Genomic DNA, 17,397 nt, shown 5'->3' with positions numbered 1-17,397 from the left:
GAGAATTTCAATGACGATGCACAGCAACCTTGCACCCATTCCGGAACTCTACGTTTCCTACGATTCCGCACTTAAACTCAAGGTCGAAGCGGCCGACCTGAAAAGCTGGGATCTGACCCCGCGCCAGATCTGTGATCTGGAACTGCTTATGAACGGCGGGTTCAATCCGCTAAAAGGTTTCCTCAGCGAAGAGGATTACAATGGCGTGGTCGAAAACATGCGCCTGGCCGACGGAACGCTCTGGCCGATGCCGATCACGCTCGACGTCTCCGAAGACTTTGCGGCTTCGCTTGAGGTCGGCGAAGACATCGCCCTACGCGACCAGGAAGGCGTCATTCTGGGCACTATGACGATCAGTGACCGCTGGACCCCGAACAAGGCTCGCGAAGCTGAAAAAGTGTTTGGTGCTGATGATGACGCCCACCCGGCCGTCAACTATCTGCACAACACAGCAGGACCGGTCTATTTGGGCGGTCCGATCACCGGCATCCAGCAACCTGTGCACTATGATTTCCGCGCCCGCCGCGACACGCCCAATGAGCTGCGCGCGTTTTTCCGCAAGGTCGGCTGGCGCCGTGTGGTGGCGTTCCAGACCCGTAACCCGCTGCACCGTGCGCACCAGGAACTGACCTTTCGCGCCGCCAAGGAAGCGCAGGCCAACCTGCTGATCCACCCGGTTGTGGGCATGACCAAGCCGGGCGACGTCGATCATTTTACCCGCGTGCGCTGCTACGAGGCGGTTTTGGACAAATACCCTGCCGCCACCACTGGTATGAGCCTTCTGAATCTGGCCATGCGTATGGCTGGTCCGCGCGAGGCAGTCTGGCACGGGCTGATCCGCGCCAACCACGGCTGCACCCACTTCATCGTGGGCCGTGATCACGCAGGACCGGGCAAAAACTCGGCCGGCGAGGATTTCTATGGCCCTTATGACGCTCAGGATCTGTTCCGTGAGCATCAGCACGAGATGGGCATCGAAATGGTCGACTTCAAGCACATGGTCTATGTGCAGGAGCGCGCCCAATACGAACCCAACGACGAAATCGCCGACAAGGATGACGTCACCATCCTGAACATTTCGGGCACCGAATTGCGTCGCCGCCTGCAAGAAGGTCTGGAAATCCCCGAGTGGTTCTCGTTCCCCGAAGTGGTGACCGAACTGCGTAAGACCCGCCCGCCGCGCTCAAAACAGGGTTTCACTGTTTTCTTCACCGGTTTCTCCGGCTCGGGCAAATCGACCATCGCCAATGCTTTGATGGTCAAGCTGATGGAAATGGGCGGCCGTCCTGTGACGCTGCTGGATGGCGATATCGTGCGTAAGAACCTGTCTTCGGAACTGGGGTTCTCGAAAGAGCATCGTGACCTCAACATCCGTCGCATCGGATATGTTGCGTCCGAGATCACCAAGAACGGCGGCATCGCCATCTGTGCGCCAATCGCGCCCTATGCCACCACCCGCCGCGCCGTGCGCGAAGACGTCGAAGCCTTTGGCGCCTTTGTCGAGGTGCATGTTGCGACCTCGATCGAGGAGTGCGAACGCCGCGACCGCAAGGGGCTGTACAAGCTCGCACGCGAGGGCAAGATCAAGGAATTCACCGGGATTTCTGACCCTTATGACGTGCCAGAAAACCCAGAGCTGAGCGTCGAGACCGAAAACGTCGAAGTCGACAACTGTGCCCATCAGGTGTTGTTGAAACTCGAAAGCATGGGTTTGGTTTCGGCCTAAATCGGCTGACTTGGAAACGTAGAAAGGCCTGCCATCTGGCGGGCCTTTTTTCTTAATTAGGTTGCGAGCGCGTCCTGAATGGCCTGCGCCGCGCGACGTTCAAGATCAGCGTAGGGTTCCAATTCACCTTGCAGGCGTTTCAGATCGGGCAACCGGCTCTCGAAATCCTCGACCGACATGGCAGCAATGGCGGCGCGCACCTCGGCCTCGGAGTTGCATCGAATGATACCTGTGGGATCAACAAACCGCTCGATATTGGGGCAGCCCCAATAGATCGGCACCGTGTTACAGAACACCGCATCCAGCAGCTTTTCCGAAAAGTAGTTGTCTTCCTGCACGTTCTCGATCACGACCGAATAGCGGTAAGGCGCCAACCCCTCTGACTTCTCATCAAACGGGGTATAGCCGCGCCCCATGATCTGGACATCCTGATCGGTGTCCCGCACCCAATCGACAATGGCATGACGCAATTGATGCCCCGCGCTGTCCCGCTTGGCAGATGCAATCAACGAACACATGGCCGTCTTGTTGAGTGGCAATTCCTTCCACTCCGGCACCCAGGTTGTGCCAAAGGCAAAGAACTGTGCGTTGGGGATATGACCGAGCAAACTGTCATGAAACGTCAGCACCCGAAAGAACCGGCGCCAGGTAAAGCGCAGCAACTTCAGATGCTTGGCATGAATGACCGAAGGTTCCCCCATGACCAGCGAAATCTGCGCGCGCGTTCCGCGCCGCAACCGGAAATGCGTGGCCGTCTTGGGATAGACAATCAGGTGATCTGTGGGCAGCAGATCGCCCACTGTCTTGCCGCTCAGCCGCTCGGGGCAACCCAGCGGCCAAAGCAGCTCTGTCACAGACACCGACGCAAGCTTGGGTCCAAGTCCCATCCCATATGGCAGAATTGCAATTGCTGCGTTGCTCATTCCGGCAGATCCACTTGACCCCGCATCAGGACAAATCCCAGCCCCGCAACCTTGACCCCCGAGATATCGTCAGACGGCCCCACGCGCGTCACAGTGGCCTGACCAGGGCGCCCCATCCCATGGCCTTGCTCAGCCGTGAATGTCTCTTTCTCCATCAATCCATGTCGCCACAGATAAGCGGCCATCGCGCCCGTAGCAGAACCCGTGAATGGATCCTCAGACGGACTGGGAGGTGCCATCAAAAGGCGAGAATACGTATCGCCGACCTCGGTTGCGCCCTGCAAGGTGACCAGAAACGGCTCCAGCATGTCGGTGCCTGCGTATCCCTGGCTGGCCGCCATCTTGCGCATCGCATCAACATTCAACTTGGCCTGTTTCAGTGCGTCGTGATCGCGCAGTACCGTGATACAGAACGGCAGGCCGGTCGAGACCATCTGAGGCTGCGCCACGATCGCTTCGGTCGGCAACGAGACAGTACGGGCCACCAATTCGACCGGCACCGTGTCGCCAAACTGCGGCGCCACTTGCGTCATCTCGATCTCGCCGCCATTCAGATGGATCGAAACCAGCCCCGCGCCGGTTTCCAGCACCAACTCATCGCCCTCGATCATCCCCCGTGATCGCATGGCGGCCACCGTGGCAATTGTCGGATGCCCAGCAAAGGGGATCTCACGGCTGGCCAGGAAATAGCGCACTTTGACGTCAGCCACATCAGAAGGGCCTGTGAATGTGCATTCCACCAAAGACGTCTCGCGCACATAGGCAGTGCAGATCTCTTCGGATAGGTGAGCGCCGCCATGCACCACAGCACACCCATTGCCGCCAAAGGCCTGATCGGTGAAGGCATCCACCCAGTCAAACTCAAACCAGCTCATCATCAGCCTCCCTTTGGCGCGATCGGGATCAAGGGGTACTCCCTCAATCCCAGAGTGTCACCTCCAAAAGCACGCAAAACCAGATACCAAAAAGGCGCAACAAAATGCTGCGCCTTTCACCAAATTCTCTGAATTCGTTACACTCAGTGCACGGCAACCGGCGCAAAATCATGCTCGCGAGCCAACATGAAGGCCAGCTTGCGGTCAGCGACCAGGGCCAATTGCTGCCCTTCTTCATCGTGCACGGCATAAAGCTGTTCGTGATCCCCGGCCTCGGCCCGGATCTGATCGGGCAGGTCAGCAACCTCTACGGTTTTGACATAGACGATACGGCTGCCGTTTTCATTGAAATCATATGGCGTTTCCATCTCTTACCCTTTCTTGATGTTGATCTTTTGCACCACGGTTTCCGGACGCGCGCGCGTCAGATCCACATGGAGCAATCCGTTTTCCATCACTGCCTCGCCGACCTCTACCCCGTCGGCCAGTACAAACATGCGCTGAAACTGGCGCGCGGCAATGCCACGATGCAGGAAAACCCGCCCCTCGCTGTCGTCGCTTTGACGGCCCCGGATCACCAGTTGACGGTCCTCGATGGTGATCGACAGATCCTCTTCGGCAAAACCGGCCACCGCCAGCGTAATGCGATAGGAATAATCCGAGGTCTGTTCGATGTTGTACGGGGGATACCCTTCGTTGCCCGATTTGGCCGAACGTTCCAGAAGGCGTTCCAACTGCTCGAACCCGAGCATGTGCGGGTATGAGCCAAGAGTAAGTTTTGACACGTCTTGTCGTCCTTTATTGTCAAAGCGACGGTGCGCACGGTCCCGGATTCGGCAACCGCACTTGTTGAATATGGGAAGAAATTCCCCCCTTAACAAGGTCTAGGCGAAAACATCGTGAACGCGTATCCTGTGCCCAGAAAGACCACAAAGACCCGAGTCGCCATATGAACGCTCCCACAGATCTATCGATGAAAACCGACGACGTCCTGCGGGTGGAGTTGGAAGTCTTCAAGCGGCAACATCGGGATCTGGACGAGGCCATCATGGCTCTGGTTGATCGCGGCACGGGTGATCAGTTCACCATCAAGCGCCTAAAAAAACAAAAGCTGCGGGTCAAGGACATGATCGCCGTGATCGAGGATCGCCTGACCCCCGATATCATCGCGTGACGCGGGCCTTTGCCGCGACGAAACACCTCTGACAAACCCGTCTCATTCACATTGCTTAACAAAGTGATTTGGCTATAGTGCGCGCTCTTTCGCAAGCAGGGGCGGATCGGATGAGCGAGATCAAAGTTGGGATCATCATGGGCAGCCAGTCGGATTGGCCCACGATGAAAGGGGCAGCAGATATTCTGGACGAATTGGGCGTTGCCTATGAAACCCGGATCGTCTCGGCACACAGAACACCGGACCGTCTTTGGGACTATGGCAAGACCGCCGTTGACCGTGGTCTGCATGTGATCATCGCAGGGGCCGGCGGCGCGGCGCATCTGCCAGGCATGATGGCGTCTAAAACCCGTGTGCCGGTGATCGGCATCCCGGTGCAGACACGCGCCCTTTCTGGCGTCGACTCGCTCTATTCCATCGTGCAGATGCCCAAGGGGTTCCCGGTTGCGACCATGGCCATCGGAGCGGCCGGCGCTGCAAACGGTGGTTTGATGGCGGCTGGTATCCTGGCCATCAACGACCCTGATCTCGCCGCGCGGCTTGATAAATGGCGCGACGACCTGTCGGCTTCGATCCCCGAGGTGCCCAGCGATGACTGAAGCCCTGACAACAGGCGCAACCATCGGCATTCTCGGTGGCGGCCAACTGGGCCGCATGCTCTCGGTCGCGGCGTCACGCCTTGGGTTCAAGACCCATGTTTTCGAACCCGGCGCCAACCCACCCGCAGGCCACGTGTCCGATCAGGTGACCACCGCAGCCTACGACGATGCCGAGGCGCTCGAGCGGTTTGCCCAAGCCGTAGATGTCATCACCTATGAGTTCGAGAACATCCCGACCGAAGCATTGGATCTGCTCGAGGCGCACAAACCCATCCGTCCGGGCCGCGAAGCCCTGCGCGTAAGTCAGGACCGGCTGACCGAAAAGACTTTCCTGCAAGGCCTGGGCCTCAAGACAGCGCCTTTCGCAGACATCACCGACCTCGACAGCTTGACTGCCGCAATCGCCGAGATTGGCACACCCGCGATCCTGAAAACCCGCCGCTTCGGCTATGACGGCAAAGGCCAATCGCGCCTGAAATCGCCTGAGGATGCTGAAACCGCGCTGGCGGATATGGCCGGTGCGCCCGCGATTCTCGAAGGTTTTGTCGACTTCAGCCACGAGGTTTCGGTCATCGCCGCCCGAAGCCCATCCGGAGAGGTCGCCTGCTTTGATCCGGGCGAAAACGTCCATCGCGATGGCATCCTGCACACCACCACCGTACCCGCGCGGCTGAGTGCGGCACAGCGCATGGACGCGGTGCTGCTGGCAGCCAACATCCTCAACGCTCTGGATTATGTCGGCGTGATGGGGGTCGAGCTGTTCGTGACCTCCCAAGGGCTGATTGTGAACGAAATCGCACCGCGCGTGCACAACTCCGGCCACTGGACGCAGAACGGGTGCGCAGTAGATCAGTTCGAGCAGCACATTCGCGCGGTTGCGGGATGGGCCCTGGGTGATGGTCAGCGTCATTCGGATGTGGTGATGGAGAACCTGATTGGCGACGACGTGAACCGCATCCCCGAGTTGGCAAAAGATCGCGACACCGCGATCCATCTTTATGGCAAGGCCGAGACCAAGGCGGGTCGCAAGATGGGTCACGTCAACCGGATCCAACGCCAGGGTTGAAACGGCGCGGTGCCGGAAAATCCCCGATTTTTCGGGCGCGCTGCCGATGGCCCCAAAGGGGCCTGAGGGAGCGCGCTGCTAGCCCACGAACCGCGCTGCAATGTCCCCGCTCATGTAACTCACGACACCACCTGAACAGGTGGCCGCCACGCGATGGGTGTCTGCGTCCAAAATCACCAGATCCGCGCGGAGCCCCGGGCTCAACCGCCCTCGGTCCGACAACCCCAACACCCGCGCGGGTCCGGCGGACACCAAGTCCCAGGCTCCGGCAAGATCCAACACGCCCGACTTGGCCAACATCACGGCTGCCCGGCGCGGGCTGGGATAGTGGTAGTCCGACGCCAAGGCATCACAAAGCCCCATGGTGATCAGATCCAAGGCCGAAGCATTGCCTTTGTGCGACCCGCCCCGCACCACATTGGGCGAACCCAGAATGACCGGGTCACCCGCCGCCCGCGCCGCCTCGGCTGCCTCTGCGGTTTCGGGAAACTCGCAGATCGACACCCCACGTGCTTTCCAGGTTTTGCGATCTTCAGCCGAGTGATCATCATGGCTGCCTAACCGCACCCCGCGGGCCGCCAGCTCCGCCGCCAAACCCGTCACCGCTTGGGGCACCTCATCTGCCCGCGCGTGCATGTCTTTCAGCATCTGCCTATGAACATCCGGATTCCGCCCCGCCTTGAGCGCCTGTCCCGTGAGTCGTGGCGGTTTCTTGCCCGCTGCCAACCGGTCATGCGGCAGGTGGTCGTTAAACACGACATATGACACCTCCCATTCGCTGATCCGGTCGGCTAGCCCGTCGTAATCGTCCAGCATATGGGTCTCGAACCGCAGTTGCGGGATCAGGTCGGTTACCACGCGGCCGCGCACCGCCTTCATCGCCGCAAAGACCTGACCGGCATACTCCGGCGCCCGCAAGCCGCCCTCCCAGCTGAAAAACTGCGCCATCACAGCCGTGGTAATTCCGTTGGCGGCAAACTCTGCCTCGGCCGAGATCACACCCTCGTCCATCTGCTTCATCGCCCCACGACGCGGTGCCAAATGGCGCTCAAAACCGTCGCCATGCAAATCTACAATTCCAGGGAGCACCAGATAGCCCGACAGATCGACTTGACGCCCCTGTTCCGACGCCTGAACGACACCGCCTCCGATGCTCAGGGGGGCGTCGCACAAACCCGCGCCTGGCATCAGGACACGGGCACCGGTCAAGGTCAGGTCTAGTGGGGTCATTTGGTACTCAGAGAGTCAGGAATTTCACATCCCAGCCCTTCGCACACCTGCTCGATCGGGCCAAGCACGGAATCGATCCAAGTGAGCTCTGGATCAAACCGCCCGAACCGCAAGAAATGGATTGTCTGCGCGATCACCAGCGGGTTGTTCATCATGAACGTATGCGTCACCGGCATCTGGATGTGATCCGCCATGCCCGTCACTCGTGTCGAGTCGACCGACACCTTGCCATCATCCGGACCGGGGATGATCGAGGAAAACAACGGGTTGATCGAGTTCGTTCCGGCGATAACACCCAACGGGAAATCCACCGGACCAAGGCCGCGCGGCACGCTTTCTTCTCCCGTCCCAAGCGCCAGGCCTGCGGGTCCGTTCAACATGCCAAACACCTCATAGGCGCCCAACTCGTCCACCAACTCGCTGCCCTGATTGGGCGGGCCCAGCATCACCACACGTCCCAGGTTTTCGGGTTTGTGTTCCTGGAACCAATGGCGCACCAAGATGCCGCCCATCGAATGTGTCACGAAATGCACCGTCTGATCGCCGCATTCGGAAATGGCCACCGGAATGGTCTGCGCCGCCAGATCAGGGATCGGCAGATCGGTCGAGGGGTATCCTGGCCGAACCGTGTCATATTCGTAGAGGTCCAGAACCTCTTCCATCACACTCAACGAGGCTTCGGTCCGGGCCAGACCATGCAACAAGACCACACAATCTGCCATCGCAGGGAGGGGCCAAAGCAGTAGGAAAACAAGAAATCGGCGCATAAACTCCCATACCCCGGATTGGCGGGCGGGAAAAGCAGATCACCGTTTGGGCTTTGTACTGGCCAGCGCAATCCCACCCAGAACCAGCATGGCGCCCAGCAACAGATCAAAGGACAAGGCCTCGCCCAGCAAAAGCGCGCCAGACAGAAGCGCGATGATCGGCACACTCAACTGCACGGTACCCGCCACCGCTGCCGCCAGATGCGGCAAGACCCGATACCACAGAGCATATCCCAAACCGGACGTCACCGCGCCTGAGAGGATCGCCAATGCAATGCCTTTGGCAGACAGTGTCCAGACGTCCGATATGACCAATATGCACGCCAGCGTAAGTGGCAGGGCCACCACAAAATTGGCCGCCGTTCCCGACAGCGCGTCTTGTTCCTGCCGACCAACAAGTGTGTAAAAGCCCCAGCCGACCCCCGCCGCCGTCATCAAGGCAGCCCCCGAAAGATCGACCAAAGCGCCTTCGCTTGGCCACAAAACCCAGGACAATCCAGCAAAAGCGACACCCGCGCCGGTTAACTGTCGCGCCGTGGGTGGTGTCCCGGTCAGGGCCGTCACTGCAAACATGGTCATCTGCACCACGCCGAATAAGATGAGCGCACCGACCCCTGCATCGAGCGTCAGGTAAGCCAGCGAGAAACCAACCAGATAGAGCGAGAGTGCCCCACCCCCGGTCAGTCGCCTGCCAGAGAAGAACTCCATCTGCCCCCGCCGCAGCAAAACCAGCAGCACCAGCGTCACCGCACCAGCAAGCACCCGGACGATGGCAAAGCTGCCCGGGTCAATCGATCCACTGTCCACCGCAAAGCGGTTGAGGATGGAGTTGGACGCAAAGGCAACCATGGTCAGACATGTAAGCAGAAATAGACGCATACCCCCGCTTACAGTGCGGGCGCGCCGGGGAACACTCAAAACTGTGTCAGGGGGTCATCCGTCGAAGGCAGGTGGGTAGACAAGCGTCTCTTTCGGGGCGCCTTTGCCGGGACCTGCCAAAAGCGTGTGTTCTACCGGATAGGGCGAAGTAAGGTTCTGGGCCCGCGCAGTTGAGAAACCCCGTTTGCCGTAATAGCTTGGATCGCCCAGCACGACGGCAGTCAGATCGCGCTCTGTCAGCCAGTTTTGAACCGCCTTCATCAGCTTTCCACCGATGCCGCGCCGTTGCAGGGATGGCTCCACCGCGACAGGGGCAAGACACACCCATCCAGACGGGCGCTTCATCCACGACAGCGCGGCATAGCCCACCAGCCGGTCATCTTCGCTGATGGTCAATTCGGCCGCCATGTCCCGGTCCGCACGCAGTGCATGAACCAAGGTGGCTTCGTCTTCGGTGTCGAACGCCGCGCGCAGCAGCGAATCAACATGTTGGGGAAATGCGGCGGACGACAGAGGAGGCATGTTGCAAGGCCTTGATACTAGAACCAAAAAAGGGACCACCTATTGGCGGCCCCTTCTTTTAACATACTGCTTGGGCAGATTACATCATGCCGCCCATGCCGCCCATGCCGCCCATGTCGGGCATGCCGCCACCGGCCGCGCCGTCTTTGGCGGGCTTGTCGGCAACCATGGCTTCGGTAGTGATCAGCAGACCAGCAACCGATGCGGCGTCTTCCAGAGCGGTACGAACCACTTTGGCCGGGTCGATAACGCCGAACGAGAACATGTCGCCATATTCTTCGGTCTGAGCGTTAAAGCCGAACGATGCATCGTCGCTCTCGCGGACTTTGCCGGCAACAACTGCACCGTCAACGCCTGCGTTCTCAGCGATCTGGCGCAGCGGCGCTTCGATTGCTTTACGCACGATCACGATACCAGCGTTCTGGTCCGAGTTTGCGCCTTCCAGCTCGGCAAGTGCTTTGCCGGCCTGAACCAGAGCAACACCACCACCAACGATTACACCTTCTTGAACCGCTGCGCGGGTCGCGTTCAGTGCATCGTCAACGCGGTCTTTACGCTCTTTGACTTCAACTTCGGTCATGCCGCCGACGCGGATAACAGCAACACCGCCTGCCAGTTTGGCAACGCGCTCTTGCAGCTTCTCACGGTCGTAGTCCGACGAGGTTTCTTCGATCTGAGCGCGGATCTGGCCAACACGGGCTTCGATCTCGGCTTTTTCGCCAGCACCGTCGACGATGGTGGTTTCGTCTTTGGTGATTTCGACCTTCTTGGCGGTGCCCAGCATGTCCATGGTCACGGACTCGAGCTTCATGCCCAGATCTTCCGAGATCACCTGACCGCCGGTCAGAATTGCCAGGTCCTGCAGCATTGCTTTGCGGCGATCGCCGAAGCCCGGTGCTTTGACAGCAGCAATTTTCAGGCCGCCGCGCAGTTTGTTGACAACCAGAGTTGCCAGCGCTTCGCCTTCGACGTCTTCAGCAATGATCAGCAGCGGCTTTTGCGACTGGATCACCTGCTCGAGCAGCGGAACCATCGGCTGCAGCGACGAGAGTTTTTTCTCGTGCAGCAGGATCATGCAGTCGTCCAGATCTGCGATCATTTTGTCAGCGTTGGTCACGAAGTAAGGCGACAGGTAGCCGCGGTCGAACTGCATGCCTTCGACAACATCGGTCTCTGTTTCCAGACCTTTGTTCTCTTCAACGGTGATGACGCCTTCGTTGCCAACTTTTTGCATCGCATCTGCGATCTGCTGGCCGATTGCTGCTTCGCCGTTGGCCGAGATGGTGCCGACCTGAGCAACTTCGTCGCTGTCTTTGACTTCGCGAGCCGATGCAACGATGCCTTCAACCACTTTCGAGGTCGCCAGGTCGATGCCGCGCTTCAGGTCCATCGGGTTCAGACCAGCAGCAACCTGCTTCAGGCCTTCGCGAACGATCGCTTGTGCCAGAACGGTTGCAGTGGTGGTGCCGTCGCCTGCTTCGTCGTTGGTGCGCGAAGCAACTTCTTTCACCATCTGTGCGCCCATGTTCTCGAACTTATCTTCCAGCTCGATCTCTTTGGCAACAGATACACCGTCTTTGGTGATGCGCGGTGCGCCGAACGATTTGTCCAGAACAACGTTGCGGCCTTTGGGCCCCAGAGTCACTTTGACGGCGTCGGCGAGGATGTTCACGCCAGCCAGCATACGGTTACGGGCATCGGTGTCGAATTTGACGTCCTTAGCAGCCATGTTCTTTTCTCCTTGAAAAGTCTTGGAATGGGGTCAGAGAAGCCGGGTGGCTTACTCGATGATCCCCATGATGTCGCTTTCTTTCATCATCAGCAGCTCTTCGCCGTCGACCTGAACCTCGGTGCCCGACCATTTGCCGAACAGGATTTTGTCGCCAGCCGAAACAGCCATCGAGATCAGCTCGCCGCTGTCTTTGCGCGCGCCTTCACCGGTCGACACAACAACGCCTTCGCTGGGCTTTTCTTTTGCGGATTCGGGGATGATCAGGCCGCCCGAGGTTTTTTCTTCGCTTTCGGTACGGCGAACCAGTACCCGGTCATGAAGCGGTTTCAATGCCATCTTTGCAGCTCCTTAAGCTCAAAGTTCGTTTCTTTTACGGCCCCCGCGCTCCCTTGCACGTGGCCGTTATCACTCACCCTAGTTGAGTGCTAACGACGCATAGCTAGGCACATGAAATTTCTGAGTCAACGGCTGGATGCTTTTTTTTTGAATTTATTCCGCTTCCCAGCTGTAAGCCCAATGGATCAGCCCCTCGGACCCTTGCGAGCTAAGCGCGTATACGCCGGTTTCAACTTTTTCGAACCAGCCGTAGTGATTGTCCCGCATCAGCGTTGTCGCCTTGGTCACGCCAGTGGATTTGGCCACCACAGCGCCTTTGGCCGGGCCGTTTTCAGCCAGATAGGCCGCACAGCGCAGCGCGTCCTGACGGTACGCCGTGACGATCCCGTGCCGTGTGGCGCCACCAGCGTTGGGGTCCCCTTCCAGGCGATTGAACTCGCGCAGCAGCCGCTCGGTCCGCTTCTTGGACTTGCGTGGCGCGTATGGTCCCGGATCACAGTGCACCTCGGCCCGGCCGTCGGCGCGCACCGTGATCAGACCAAGCCCCAAGCGACGGCACATCGCCAAATTGTCCTTGAGCGCGCGCCGGGCCGTTCGCCCGGTTGGCCGCGCGACAGCGACGTAGACCAGATCCGTCACCGCCAGACGGGTGATCGCCTGGTGAAACAAGCTGAGTGAAAAGCGCAACTTCAACTCGACAATGACCGGTGGTTCCTCTCCGCGACAGGCCATGACATCGGCGGCGCCGACCTCGCCCTTGACCTCATACCCCTGCCCTTCGAGCAGTGCCTTGATCGGTGGATAGAGTTCCTGTTCGCGCTCCATTGTTTCATTCTAGGGACAGCCTCCGGCCTTCACAATCTCCTTTGGCAGCTGGCACTTGCCTCGCCCGCCCGTCCGCCTACAGTTGATCGAAATGTCTGGATTGAGAGTCCGCCGATGCTGCGTCTGATCATCTTTGTGCTGTTCTGCCTGACGTCGGCCACTGTCGCCGCCGCCCAATGCCGGGGCACCGATTTGCGGGACAGGTTGACGCCCTCGGCGCAAGAGCGTCTGAAGCGTGAGATCGCCAAGGTTCCTTTTGCTTATGGCAACCACTGGATCGCCACCAAAGGCAAACAGCGCATTCATGTCATCGGAACCCAGCACACCGGCGACAGTCGGATGCGTTCCATAATGCGCACGCTACGCCCCGTGATTGAAAAGGCTGACGCTGTCCTGCTTGAGGTGACGCGGCTTGAACTCGCCAAGATGGAAAATGTGTTACGCGACAATCGCTCTCTCATTCTGATCACCAAGGGTCCGACGCTTCCGCAAATGATGTCGGCAGCAACCTGGTCGCAATTGAGTGTGCTCATGAAGTTGCAGGGCTATGCCCCGGAACAAACCGCCCTTATCCAACCTTGGTATCTGTCTCTATCCTTGGCCCAAAGCGGCTGCGGTGGGCGTGGCTTTGCCTCATATTCCGGCCTGGACGATCGGATTGAAGATGTCGCCATTCGCAACCGAGTGCCGATCGGGTCACTGGAACGGTCGATGGACGGCGTAAGCTCGCTGGCCAAGCAACCCATCCGTGATCAGGCCAAGCTGCTTGAGCTGGATCTGGCCAGCGATCTGAACATCGACGATCAGGTCGTCACGCAACGCAACGCCTATTTCAGCGAAACCCTGGCCGAAGCGCTGCTGATCAAGGAATGGACCATGTATCGGGACATCGACATTCCACGATCCGAAGTGGTGCGCCTGTTGCGGCAGTTCGACAATCTGCTGTTGGACCGGCGCAACAAGGCTTGGATGCCGGTCATTTTGCGCACCAAGGGGAACACTCTGGTGGTGGCCGTCGGGGCCGCGCATCTGCCGGGACGCAATGGGATCCTCAACCTGCTGCACAAGCGTGGCTATTCAATGTCTCGGGCCTCCTTCTGAATGCCATAGACCATGTGCCGCAGGGCGTCTCTGGCTGCGTGACATCATCACCTGCTCGGCCTATAAGGCCGCAAAATTCGCTAAACGCAGGACGCAGTCATGACCACCCTTGTATTTGGACACAAATCCCCCGACACGGATTCCACCGGATCACCCATCGTCTGGGCCTGGTATCTGAACGAAGTCAAAGGCGTCGACGCCAAGCCGGTCCTGCTTGGTGAGCCCAACACCGAAGCGGCCTTCATGCTGGAGCGCTGGAACCTGGACAAGCCCGAGATCATCGCGGATGTGGCCGATGGTCAGGCCTGTGTCGTTGTCGACACCAACAACCCCGCCGAACTGCCGGAAAACATCAATGGCGCCGACGTGCAGGCGATTATCGACCACCACGCGCTGGTCGGCGGCCTGAAAACCAAGGGCCCGATCCACATCACCATCCGGCAGCTGGCCTGCACCGCCACCATCATGATCGATCTGATGGGTGACGACGCCGCCAAGATGCCCGAGGCCATCAAAGGCGCCGCGCTGACCTGCATCTTGTCCGATACGCTGGAATTCCGTTCGCCCACCACCACCGATCACGACCGTGCGGTCGCTGAAAAGCTGGCTGCCGATCTGGGCTTGGATATCTCGGCTTATGCCGCCGACATGTTCGCCGCCAAGTCGGATGTCTCGTCGTTCTCGGATGCCGAGCTGCTCCGCATGGACAGCAAGGAATACGAAGTCGACAGCACCAAGTTCCGCGTTTCGGTTCTGGAAACCACTGCGCCGGGCGTCGTGCTGGACCGCAAGGCCTCGCTGATGGACTCGATGACATCGGTCGCGGGCGAAGATGGCGTGGACCAGGTTCTGCTGTTCGTCGTCGACATCCTGAACGAAGAGGCCACGTTGCTGGTCCCCAACGATCTGGTCAAAGGCGTTGCGGAGAAGAGCTTTGGTGCATCGGTTGATGGCGACGCGGTTGTCCTGCCCGGCATCATGAGCCGCAAGAAACAGATCATTCCAAACCTCAAGGTCTGATCGGTTTCATTTCGACTGTTTCGAAGGCGTCCCATTGGGGCGCCTTTTTTCTTGGCCGACAAAGGTCTGGATCACCCCATCTGCGGGTAGCCATCAAAGGCGGGCAGATCGTCGGGGATGTGATGAAACGCCTGCGCCTCGGCCACATAGATCGACATCTTGGGCGCTTTGTAGGTACTTGGATCGTCCAATGTCCCGATCTTGAGGATCACGGCCTCCAGCCCCGGGCGACGTGATGTCAGATGCGTCCCGCAGGCTCCGCAAAACTCTCTGGTAACGCGGGCTTCGTGGTCCGGGCGTTGGTACGTGCTGGGGCTGCCTTGGGTGTAGCGAAACCCATCCTTGGGCAGAACCATGAAGAGATTGGGCGCACCGCCAGTGAAATGCTGGCACGCGCGGCAATGGCATTGCGCCTTGAGCATGGGTTTGTCCGTTACCTCGTACCGGATCGCGCCGCAAAAACAGCCGCCTGAATGTGTCATCGTGTCGTGTCTCCTGTCTGTTCTGACTGGGGAGTATGGACAATGGGCTGGGAATTGCGCAGTGTCACATTTGACATTTATCATGCCGATCTAGACAGATGCCCATTCAAACCCTGATCCTTCATCCGATGCCTTGCCAGCTTTCAAGCTTGGCGATCGCGCAAGAGATGCTGGACACCGCCAACCGGATTTCTGGGTTTGCCGGTGGGCAGCCGGTGTTTGACCACCAAACACTCTCACCGGATGAAGCTCTGGCACAGGCATGCAATGCGGATTTGGTCATTTTGCCGGGCCTGGGTCTGGCAACGCCGAGTGAGCTGCAACATGTAATGGCCGGAAAGGACTTTGTGACCTTGACCCAATGCCTGACGGCCCTCGCCCGCCCGGGCGTCACCGTCGCAGGCGCCTGCTCAGGCTGTTTTGCCCTTGGCGCTGCGGGGCTGTTGGACGGTCGCGTCGTCACCACGACCTGGTGGTTGGCGCCTTTCCTCAAATCCCTGTTTCCAAAGGTGCGGCTGGACCCCTCACAAATTGTACGGCGCGACGGGGATCTGATCACCGCGGGCGCGGCCTTTGCCCAAATCGACCTGATGCTGGCACTGATCGAACAGCTCGGCGGTTTTGCTATGGCCGAGGATTGCCGCCGGTTCACCATGGCCGACAGCCGCCCCAGCCAGTTGCCTTATCTTTCGGTCGCTACATTGGTTGCTGGGGACCCACAGCTCCAACGCGCCGAGATCTACCTGCGCCGCAACATCACGCGCCAGGTGGACCTGGCCGAATTGGCAGAAGCGGCGGGATTGGGGGCGCGCACCTTTGCCCGGCGATTGGCGCAAAAAGCGGCGATGACCCCCACCGAATTTTCCCAAACCCTGCGCGTCACCGAAGCCATCCGACTGGCACGCACGGGTGACGTGCCTCAAAGCGAAATTGCGCACCGGGTTGGCTATGGCGATGCAACTGCGCTGCGGCGGGTCATGCGAAAGCGGACCGGTCAGACGCTGGAACACTTCAAGACATGACGCGGGGCTTGATCCCGGCGTCATATCTGGTGAGCGTAGGGTTATTGGACCTGCTGCAAGGCCACACCGGAATCGATCCGGTCCTTGGTGGCCAGGACGATGGCCACGCGCCTTTCGTCCGGAGGATGCGTGCCCCAGAATGACAGCTTGCCTGCCTGCGTACGCGCCGCTTCGGGCCGAGCAAAATACTTCACCCCTTTCACCGGATCGTATCCAGCCGCATCTGCGATATAGGTGCCCAAGGTATCGCTTTCGAGTTCATAGGTCTGAGAGTAAGCGAACGTACCCGCAGCCGCGCCGATCCCGACACCGGCAGTGATCAAGGAGCTGTCGATGATATCAGCCTGCGCCGTGGCTGCAGCTGCGATCACACCGACCAGAATGGCCCCGGCCAACGCCTGCTGTTTGGCTTTGTCAACGTGTTGCCCCAAGAGATGCCCGTATTCATGGGACATGACAAAAGCCACCTCGTCATCATTCCTGCTGTCCCGCAGCAAAGGCATCGAAAGGCGGATCACCGGGCCGGATTCCTCGTGGGTGAAATAGGCGTTGCGCTGTTCCATCTTGCGGTCGATTTCGATCTTCACGGCGCAATCAACATTTTTGCCTTGCTCGGCCAGCTTCTTGCAATAGCCATGCCCCACCGGGTTCACCCGCCGTGCCACGCGGTTAAAACGTTGTTCCGCCGCGGCCTTGGAGATCGGACTGCGCGCCGGTTCAGCTTGGGCTTCGGCGAACATACGCGACGCCCTGGCCGTGTGGCTGTCGGCCACCTCGGGCACTTGATAGGTCGTTCCGCAGGCTGCGAGGGTCGCCATTCCCGCCAAGAACCCAATGATCTTTATTGATTGCCGCATAATCTCCCTCACTAATTTTTATGCCCGTCTAGGAAGATGAGAATTGCAGGTCAACTGCGAAAGAGTGAATGAGATGATCGGTGTTTTCTGTTGTTTATCAATCAGCATTGACCAGATGCCTGCAAGTCTTCAAACCCAGAGGTTGTGTTGGCATGGCGCAATCAAATCGCTCTTTCCATGTAATCCGGTATGCCACAATCGGCGGTGCACAAGCGTCATGGTCAATTCGCCCGGACTCGTGCATAAGCCCATGAACCCACA

At 59.2% G+C, this 17,397-nt stretch carries 20 protein-coding genes; 7 read left to right on the top strand and 13 right to left on the bottom strand.

All coding sequences use genetic code 11. From position 1 onward, the window contains the following. Positions 1–10 precede the first annotated feature (10 nt). Positions 11–1,726 (top strand): bifunctional sulfate adenylyltransferase/adenylylsulfate kinase, encoded by a 1,716-nt coding sequence (locus TRM7615_RS09195; RefSeq protein WP_108786727.1) that lies wholly within the window; start codon positions 11–13, stop codon positions 1,724–1,726. Positions 1,727–1,782: 56 nt separating this feature from the next. On the opposite strand, the gene TRM7615_RS09190 is transcribed toward TRM7615_RS09195, so the two are convergent. The 4 genes from TRM7615_RS09190 to TRM7615_RS09175 all read right to left on the bottom strand — a co-directional run bounded on the left by TRM7615_RS09190 (position 1,783) and on the right by TRM7615_RS09175 (position 4,309). Then, a complete protein-coding gene (locus TRM7615_RS09190) occupies positions 1,783–2,649 on the bottom strand; it encodes a glycosyltransferase family 10 domain-containing protein (RefSeq protein WP_108786725.1) in 867 nt (288 codons plus the stop codon). Continuing rightward, on the bottom strand, positions 2,646–3,524 hold the full coding sequence (locus TRM7615_RS09185) for a PhzF family phenazine biosynthesis protein (protein ID WP_108786724.1): 879 nt from the start codon (positions 3,522–3,524) through the stop codon (positions 2,646–2,648). Before TRM7615_RS09185 ends, TRM7615_RS09190 begins: the two co-directional genes overlap by 4 nt. Positions 3,525–3,667: 143 nt before the next feature. Beyond that, entirely contained in the window at positions 3,668–3,892 is a 225-nt protein-coding gene (locus TRM7615_RS09180; protein ID WP_108786722.1) for a DUF1150 family protein, read from the bottom strand. Between the two features lie 3 nt (positions 3,893–3,895). Further along, positions 3,896–4,309 carry an Hsp20 family protein gene (locus TRM7615_RS09175; protein ID WP_181893022.1) on the bottom strand — a complete coding sequence of 138 codons (414 nt, stop codon included), beginning with the start codon at positions 4,307–4,309 and terminating at the stop codon, positions 3,896–3,898. Between the two features lie 164 nt (positions 4,310–4,473). On the opposite strand from TRM7615_RS09175, the gene TRM7615_RS09170 reads away from it, so the two are divergent. The 3 genes from TRM7615_RS09170 to TRM7615_RS09160 all read left to right on the top strand — a co-directional run bounded on the left by TRM7615_RS09170 (position 4,474) and on the right by TRM7615_RS09160 (position 6,363). Then, a complete protein-coding gene (locus tag TRM7615_RS09170; RefSeq protein ID WP_108786718.1) occupies positions 4,474–4,698 on the top strand; it encodes a YdcH family protein in 225 nt (74 codons plus the stop codon). A 110-nt stretch (positions 4,699–4,808) separates the two neighbouring features. Continuing rightward, positions 4,809–5,297: a 5-(carboxyamino)imidazole ribonucleotide mutase gene (gene purE, locus TRM7615_RS09165; RefSeq protein WP_108786716.1), complete on the top strand. Its 489-nt coding sequence runs from the start codon at positions 4,809–4,811 to the stop codon at positions 5,295–5,297. Beyond that, complete coding sequence (locus TRM7615_RS09160) at positions 5,290–6,363, top strand: 5-(carboxyamino)imidazole ribonucleotide synthase (protein ID WP_108786714.1); 1,074 nt, start codon at positions 5,290–5,292, stop codon at positions 6,361–6,363. The genes purE and TRM7615_RS09160 overlap by 8 nt, the downstream gene beginning before the upstream one ends. 78 nt (positions 6,364–6,441) lie before the next feature. Here TRM7615_RS09160 and TRM7615_RS09155 read toward each other — a convergent pair whose 3' ends face one another. The 7 genes from TRM7615_RS09155 to TRM7615_RS09125 all read right to left on the bottom strand — a co-directional run bounded on the left by TRM7615_RS09155 (position 6,442) and on the right by TRM7615_RS09125 (position 12,654). After that, positions 6,442–7,593 carry an alpha-D-ribose 1-methylphosphonate 5-triphosphate diphosphatase gene (locus tag TRM7615_RS09155; RefSeq protein WP_108786712.1) on the bottom strand — a complete coding sequence of 384 codons (1,152 nt, stop codon included), beginning with the start codon at positions 7,591–7,593 and terminating at the stop codon, positions 6,442–6,444. Continuing rightward, complete coding sequence (locus TRM7615_RS09150) at positions 7,590–8,360, bottom strand: esterase/lipase family protein (RefSeq protein ID WP_108786710.1); 771 nt, start codon at positions 8,358–8,360, stop codon at positions 7,590–7,592. Before TRM7615_RS09150 ends, TRM7615_RS09155 begins: the two co-directional genes overlap by 4 nt. A 39-nt stretch (positions 8,361–8,399) precedes the next feature. Then, positions 8,400–9,239 carry a DMT family transporter gene (locus TRM7615_RS09145; protein WP_108786708.1) on the bottom strand — a complete coding sequence of 280 codons (840 nt, stop codon included), beginning with the start codon at positions 9,237–9,239 and terminating at the stop codon, positions 8,400–8,402. A 54-nt stretch (positions 9,240–9,293) separates the two neighbouring features. Further along, positions 9,294–9,761: a GNAT family N-acetyltransferase gene (locus tag TRM7615_RS09140; RefSeq protein ID WP_108786706.1), complete on the bottom strand. Its 468-nt coding sequence runs from the start codon at positions 9,759–9,761 to the stop codon at positions 9,294–9,296. Positions 9,762–9,840: 79 nt separating this feature from the next. Then, the gene (gene groL / locus TRM7615_RS09135) at positions 9,841–11,490 is read right to left on the bottom strand and encodes a chaperonin GroEL (protein ID WP_108786704.1); all 1,650 of its coding nucleotides are present in this window, start codon (positions 11,488–11,490) and stop codon (positions 9,841–9,843) included. Positions 11,491–11,541: 51 nt separating this feature from the next. Then, positions 11,542–11,829: a co-chaperone GroES gene (locus TRM7615_RS09130; RefSeq protein WP_108786702.1), complete on the bottom strand. Its 288-nt coding sequence runs from the start codon at positions 11,827–11,829 to the stop codon at positions 11,542–11,544. 153 nt (positions 11,830–11,982) lie between these two features. Continuing rightward, entirely contained in the window at positions 11,983–12,654 is a 672-nt protein-coding gene (locus TRM7615_RS09125; protein WP_108786700.1) for a DUF2161 domain-containing phosphodiesterase, read from the bottom strand. A gap of 114 nt (positions 12,655–12,768) precedes the next feature. Between TRM7615_RS09125 and TRM7615_RS09120 the strand changes: the two genes are divergently transcribed. Together TRM7615_RS09120 and TRM7615_RS09115 are read left to right on the top strand one after the other, a co-directional pair. Continuing rightward, positions 12,769–13,755: a TraB/GumN family protein gene (locus TRM7615_RS09120; RefSeq protein WP_108786698.1), complete on the top strand. Its 987-nt coding sequence runs from the start codon at positions 12,769–12,771 to the stop codon at positions 13,753–13,755. A gap of 99 nt (positions 13,756–13,854) precedes the next feature. Further along, positions 13,855–14,775 carry a manganese-dependent inorganic pyrophosphatase gene (locus tag TRM7615_RS09115; protein ID WP_108786696.1) on the top strand — a complete coding sequence of 307 codons (921 nt, stop codon included), beginning with the start codon at positions 13,855–13,857 and terminating at the stop codon, positions 14,773–14,775. A gap of 71 nt (positions 14,776–14,846) precedes the next feature. On the opposite strand, the gene TRM7615_RS09110 is transcribed toward TRM7615_RS09115, so the two are convergent. Then, positions 14,847–15,257, bottom strand: a complete 411-nt coding sequence (locus TRM7615_RS09110) for a GFA family protein (RefSeq protein ID WP_108786694.1) — start codon at positions 15,255–15,257, stop codon at positions 14,847–14,849. Between the two features lie 98 nt (positions 15,258–15,355). Here TRM7615_RS09110 and TRM7615_RS09105 point away from each other — a divergent pair, with 98 nt between their 5' ends. After that, positions 15,356–16,279 (top strand): GlxA family transcriptional regulator, encoded by a 924-nt coding sequence (locus TRM7615_RS09105; protein ID WP_108786692.1) that lies wholly within the window; start codon positions 15,356–15,358, stop codon positions 16,277–16,279. Positions 16,280–16,320: 41 nt separating this feature from the next. Here TRM7615_RS09105 and TRM7615_RS09100 read toward each other — a convergent pair whose 3' ends face one another. Continuing rightward, on the bottom strand, positions 16,321–17,136 hold the full coding sequence (locus TRM7615_RS09100; protein WP_108786690.1) for a M48 family metalloprotease: 816 nt from the start codon (positions 17,134–17,136) through the stop codon (positions 16,321–16,323). Between the last annotated feature and the right edge of the window lie 261 nt (positions 17,137–17,397).

This window comes from Falsiruegeria mediterranea M17 (assembly GCF_900302455.1).
In the GTDB taxonomy this organism is placed as follows: domain Bacteria; phylum Pseudomonadota; class Alphaproteobacteria; order Rhodobacterales; family Rhodobacteraceae; genus Falsiruegeria; species Falsiruegeria mediterranea.
The sequence above is the reverse complement of the archived record's forward strand: the minus strand, read 5'-3'. Positions and strand labels throughout refer to the sequence as shown.

Coding starts and splice junctions, on each gene's coding strand:
- TRM7615_RS09190 (WP_108786725.1), bottom strand. CDS start 2,649: ATGAGCAACGCAGCAATTGCAATTCTGCCATATGGGATGGGACTTGGA.
- TRM7615_RS09110 (WP_108786694.1), bottom strand. CDS start 15,257: ATGACACATTCAGGCGGCTGTTTTTGCGGCGCGATCCGGTACGAGGTA.
- groL (WP_108786704.1), bottom strand. CDS start 11,490: ATGGCTGCTAAGGACGTCAAATTCGACACCGATGCCCGTAACCGTATG.
- TRM7615_RS09155 (WP_108786712.1), bottom strand. CDS start 7,593: ATGACCCCACTAGACCTGACCTTGACCGGTGCCCGTGTCCTGATGCCA.
- TRM7615_RS09160 (WP_108786714.1), top strand. CDS start 5,290: ATGACTGAAGCCCTGACAACAGGCGCAACCATCGGCATTCTCGGTGGC.
- TRM7615_RS09115 (WP_108786696.1), top strand. CDS start 13,855: ATGACCACCCTTGTATTTGGACACAAATCCCCCGACACGGATTCCACC.
- TRM7615_RS09140 (WP_108786706.1), bottom strand. CDS start 9,761: ATGCCTCCTCTGTCGTCCGCCGCATTTCCCCAACATGTTGATTCGCTG.
- TRM7615_RS09125 (WP_108786700.1), bottom strand. CDS start 12,654: ATGGAGCGCGAACAGGAACTCTATCCACCGATCAAGGCACTGCTCGAA.
- TRM7615_RS09185 (WP_108786724.1), bottom strand. CDS start 3,524: ATGAGCTGGTTTGAGTTTGACTGGGTGGATGCCTTCACCGATCAGGCC.
- TRM7615_RS09105 (WP_108786692.1), top strand. CDS start 15,356: ATGCCCATTCAAACCCTGATCCTTCATCCGATGCCTTGCCAGCTTTCA.
- TRM7615_RS09180 (WP_108786722.1), bottom strand. CDS start 3,892: ATGGAAACGCCATATGATTTCAATGAAAACGGCAGCCGTATCGTCTAT.
- TRM7615_RS09195 (WP_108786727.1), top strand. CDS start 11: ATGACGATGCACAGCAACCTTGCACCCATTCCGGAACTCTACGTTTCC.
- TRM7615_RS09130 (WP_108786702.1), bottom strand. CDS start 11,829: ATGGCATTGAAACCGCTTCATGACCGGGTACTGGTTCGCCGTACCGAA.
- purE (WP_108786716.1), top strand. CDS start 4,809: ATGAGCGAGATCAAAGTTGGGATCATCATGGGCAGCCAGTCGGATTGG.
- TRM7615_RS09150 (WP_108786710.1), bottom strand. CDS start 8,360: ATGCGCCGATTTCTTGTTTTCCTACTGCTTTGGCCCCTCCCTGCGATG.
- TRM7615_RS09120 (WP_108786698.1), top strand. CDS start 12,769: ATGCTGCGTCTGATCATCTTTGTGCTGTTCTGCCTGACGTCGGCCACT.
- TRM7615_RS09100 (WP_108786690.1), bottom strand. CDS start 17,136: ATGCGGCAATCAATAAAGATCATTGGGTTCTTGGCGGGAATGGCGACC.
- TRM7615_RS09170 (WP_108786718.1), top strand. CDS start 4,474: ATGAACGCTCCCACAGATCTATCGATGAAAACCGACGACGTCCTGCGG.
- TRM7615_RS09145 (WP_108786708.1), bottom strand. CDS start 9,239: ATGCGTCTATTTCTGCTTACATGTCTGACCATGGTTGCCTTTGCGTCC.